The 1,748-nt window shown below is 50.5% G+C and carries 2 rRNA genes; both read right to left on the bottom strand.

Annotated features, from left to right (window positions below):
* Window positions 1-8: 8 nt before the first annotated feature.
* A 5S ribosomal RNA gene (gene rrf / locus FTT70_RS13485) occupies window positions 9-123 on the bottom strand.
* A 191-nt stretch (window positions 124-314) separates the two neighbouring features.
* Window positions 315-1,748: ribosomal RNA gene (locus FTT70_RS13480) — 23S ribosomal RNA — on the bottom strand; the annotation flags it as partial.

Genomic DNA, 1,748 nt, shown 5'->3' with positions numbered 1-1,748 from the left:
GAATAATGAGCTGGCGATGACTTACTCTCACATGGGTAACCCCACACTACCATCAGCGCGAAGAGGTTTCACTTCTGAGTTCGGGAAGGGATCAGGTGGTTCACTCTTGCTATGGTCGCCAGCACAACTGTTTACGGAGACTTGCATTGGTCTTATTCACGATGGTGATGCACTGCGTTTTCCGAATCTGTAACAGATTGGGCTGTATTGGGTCTGAATTTTATTGTTTAGCGTTAACTAAATCAAGATCAGTCTGAATTGACTGATTGGATTTGAATCGATTGAGCATACAACCCCAACTGTTTGGGTGTTGTATAGTCAAGCCTCACGAGCAATTAGTATTGGTCAGCTTCACATATCGCTATGCTTCCACATCCAACCTATCAACGTCGTAGTCTTCAACGGCTCTTTAGGAGGCATAAAGCCTCGGGGAAATCTTATCTTGAGGTAGGCTTCCCGCTTAGATGCTTTCAGCGGTTATCCCTTCCGAACATAGCTACCCGGCGATGCGACTGGCGTCACAACCGGTACACCAGAGGTTCGTCCACTCTGGTCCTCTCGTACTAGGAGCAGATCCTCTCAAATTTCCAGCGCCCACGGTAGATAGGGACCGAACTGTCTCACGACGTTCTAAACCCAGCTCGCGTACCTCTTTAAATGGCGAACAGCCATACCCTTGGGACCTGCTTCAGCCCCAGGATGAGATGAGCCGACATCGAGGTGCCAAACACCGCCGTCGATATGAACTCTTGGGCGGTATCAGCCTGTTATCCCCAGAGTACCTTTTATCCGTTGAGCGATGGCCCTTCCATACAGAACCACCGGATCACTAAGACCTACTTTCGTACCTGCTCGACTTGTGGGTCTCGCAGTTAAGCGCGCTTTTGCCTTTATACTCTACGCGTGATTTCCGACCACGCTGAGCGCACCTTCGTACTCCTCCGTTACTCTTTAGGAGGAGACCGCCCCAGTCAAACTACCCACCAGACATGGTCCTCGTCCCGGATAACGGGACAGAGTTAGAACCTCAACATTACCAGGGTGGTATTTCAAGGACGGCTCCACTCGGACTAGCGTCCAAGTTTCAAAGCCTCCCACCTATCCTACACAAGTAAGGTCAAAGTTCAATGTCAAGCTGCAGTAAAGGTTCACGGGGTCTTTCCGTCTAGCCGCGGGTACACCGCATCTTCACGGCGAATTCGATTTCACTGAGCCTCTGCTGGAGACAGCGCCGCCATCATTATGCCATTCGTGCAGGTCGGAACTTACCCGACAAGGAATTTCGCTACCTTAGGACCGTTATAGTTACGGCCGCCGTTTACTGGGGCTTCGATCAAGAGCTTCGCTTACGCTAACCCCATCAATTAACCTTCCAGCACCGGGCAGGCATCACACCCTATACGTCCACTTTCGTGTTTGCAGAGTGCTATGTTTTTAATAAACAGTTGCAGCGGCCTGGTTTCTGAGGCTGTCGACAGCTCAAGGAGCGAGTCCTATCACCATCAACAGCGTACCTTCTCCCGAAGTTACGGTACCATTTTGCCTAGTTCCTTCAGCAGAGTTCTCTCAAGCGCTTTGGTCTACTCGACCTGACCACCTGTGTCGGTTTCGGGTACGATTCCAGTGTAACTGAAGCTTAGAGACTTTTCCTGGAAGCAGGGTATCAGCCACTTCACTGTACAAGTACAGCTTGCTATCAGATCTCAGCATAGAGCACCCCGGATTTGCCTAAGATGCATGCCTACTTC

Source organism: Acinetobacter sp. YH01003, assembly GCF_013420525.1.
Lineage (GTDB): Bacteria > Pseudomonadota > Gammaproteobacteria > Pseudomonadales > Moraxellaceae > Acinetobacter > Acinetobacter towneri.
This window is presented reverse-complemented; position numbering and strand designations above follow the sequence as displayed.